Genomic DNA, 2,566 nt, shown 5'->3' with positions numbered 1-2,566 from the left:
GGATAGGTAAATAACCTTTCCTTCCTTAAATCAAATTAAAATTTATTTATTAAGCTTTAGCTGTCGTTTTGTGAGGAGAAAAACGGATCCCCCTATAAGAAGAAGGAAACCAATCGCTAGTAAATTGTAATGCCCTGTTGCTGTTGATGGAAGAAGATTTCCTTCGTTTGTCCTTTTTACGTCGGTATCTTTAATATAGCTAATAGGCTGTACATTGTTATTTTCCTCGATTTGAGTCATTGGTTTTTCATTCGAAGTAGGTGTCTCCTCAATAAGGTTCGTTGTTTCGTCTCTAATAAGATCATCAGTAGTTTTAGTTTCCTCATCATTAATTGGTGCACCATCTTCATTACTAGGTGGATTATTTTCTATTGCCGGTTCTTCTTCAACTTCCTCCTTATCATCAGGAGTGTCAGGTTTATCATCATAGCTCCCTGTAACTTGATTACCATTCTTCAGTAAAGTGTAGGTAAGAGTTTCACCGCTCCAAAAATGTAAGGTAAGAAGAACCTCACCATCCTGAACTTCATTAAAAAATCGTTCAGTAAGAATAATTTCATTTGTTTTATAGTCAGGTGAAAAGGCGTAGCCAAATTCCTTAAATGAAGTCCAGTTTTGCGGGCCTGCAAAACTACCATCTGAATAAACAGCTTCCATTGTTGCAAGGCTATCACCATTAAAAACAGTAGGAATACGAAAGTCAGTTGTTGTTCCTGTTGAATTAGTGATGACAGGCTTTTCATAGGTAATGACGTTAAACTGCCAATCTGCTCCACGATTATATTTTGCCGTTAATACAGCGTTCGTTCCTAGTTCTCCAGACTGTGCTATGCTTGAAAGTAAACTAGCTTTAAATGTTAATCTTGCCCCATCCCATTCATAATCTTTTCCTTTAACAAGTTTTTTATCGTTTAATAATAGGGAAATAAATTGGTTACCATGTAAGTCAATGCTTATTGTTTTATCAGTTATTTCCTCATTTTTCTTCAAGTATATAAAGTCTGATTCTGCTGTTGCTGACCTTGTTTCCCAGCTAGTTTTCATCATTGTGTAAAGCTGTGGATCTGACCATACGAAGGACTCCCGACCGAAATGCTGTCCATTATCCCAAAGCATATGGGTGATTTTTTTCTCTTGTGCGTAATGTGTCATAAATTCAAAGTATTTAAGTTTTTCTCCATGTTGAATGACACCAGTATGAGTATCAAAGCCGAGTAACCCATATTCACCTAGAATAACAGGAATTCCGTTGGCAACAAACGTATTATGAACACGGTCAAATGTATGAATAATATCAGTTTCCGTTTCTAAGTCATATCGAGTATATCCAGCAATATTTTCGCTAAATGGCCAAAAACCATAATAATGAACAGTGGATATTAAATGAGGATCATTCAGTTCTTTGATTGTTTGATAAAGTTCATTTAGCTTATGTTGTTCAGAGCCAGTGTCTAATGTCGGAAGGACAAGCGGGCGGATATCATTATTTCCACCTGAATTCCTTACTATATTAAAAAAGCTTGTATTAAGCTCTTTTAAATAGGCGAATTCCTCAGCTTCTTCGCCTGTAAAGCGAGGTTCATTAATGCTTTCAAACATTAATTTAGTAGAGTGATTCTTAAAATGGTCAGCTAACTGTGTCCAAATTGAAACGAAACGTGCAAGTGATTCATCATGATTATTCTTCATACCTGATTCTAACCATATCCATGAATCATGGTGAATATTAATCATTACATACAAATCCTCATCAAGTGCCCAATTCACAACAGTATCGACACGGTTAAGGAAATCCTCGTCAATTTTATAGGAAGGACCATTTGCCATACGTTGATCAAACGTAATCGGGATTCGGATACTTTTATAGCCTTGCGCAGCAATCTGTTCAATAAGTTCCTTTGTGACAGGTGGATTTCCCCATGCCGTTTCATCCTCACCAACAGAATCAAACGTATTTCCTAAATTCCAGCCTGGCTGCATGTCGCTAACATACGATTGAATGTCAATCTTTGCTGATGGCTTCGTTTCCTCCGCATAACCTATACTAGGCGTCAAAACTATTAGAAAAAGAAACGAAATGAAAATACTGCAAGAAACGATAAAAGAATTGTTTCTACACGACTTAGAAATAGATTCAACAAGTTTCAAAAAATCACCCCTACTTAAATTTTGAAAGCGCTCTCAGTGGTAATATAGCATATTAAAAAAGACTAAAATACATTGACAATTAGTGGATATTTCATGTCTTATTCTCTATGATTCAAAAGAAATAGGTGTATCTATTTAGTTGAAAATTATTTATCGTGATAGTTTTAAACTCAGAAAATTATTAATCTATCATATATTAAATGATGAGATTAAAGAGATTGAAAGGGTACGTGAAGCGATATTATTGTAATAAACATAGAATATATAAAAGGAAGGATTGACATATTTTCCAATATTTAGATATAATAAATAAAAATATAATTCGTTGGAGAAGAGAGTAATCATAATGAAATGGGTAGCAAGTCAGGGATGGAAAAACCCTGGTGAAGAAGTTATGATGAAACACACTTTTATATAT

At 34.8% G+C, this 2,566-nt stretch carries 1 protein-coding gene; it reads right to left on the bottom strand.

Annotated features, from left to right (window positions below):
• Positions 1–42 precede the first annotated feature (42 nt).
• A complete protein-coding gene (locus HU235_RS23455) occupies positions 43–2,148 on the bottom strand; it encodes a cellulase family glycosylhydrolase (protein WP_233452405.1) in 2,106 nt (701 codons plus the stop codon).
• Positions 2,149–2,566: the final 418 nt, after the last annotated feature.

Origin of the sequence: Metabacillus niabensis (assembly GCF_902829255.1) — a bacterium.
In the GTDB taxonomy this organism is placed as follows: domain Bacteria; phylum Bacillota; class Bacilli; order Bacillales; family Bacillaceae; genus Metabacillus; species Metabacillus niabensis.
The sequence above is the reverse complement of the archived record's forward strand: the minus strand, read 5'-3'. Positions and strand labels throughout refer to the sequence as shown.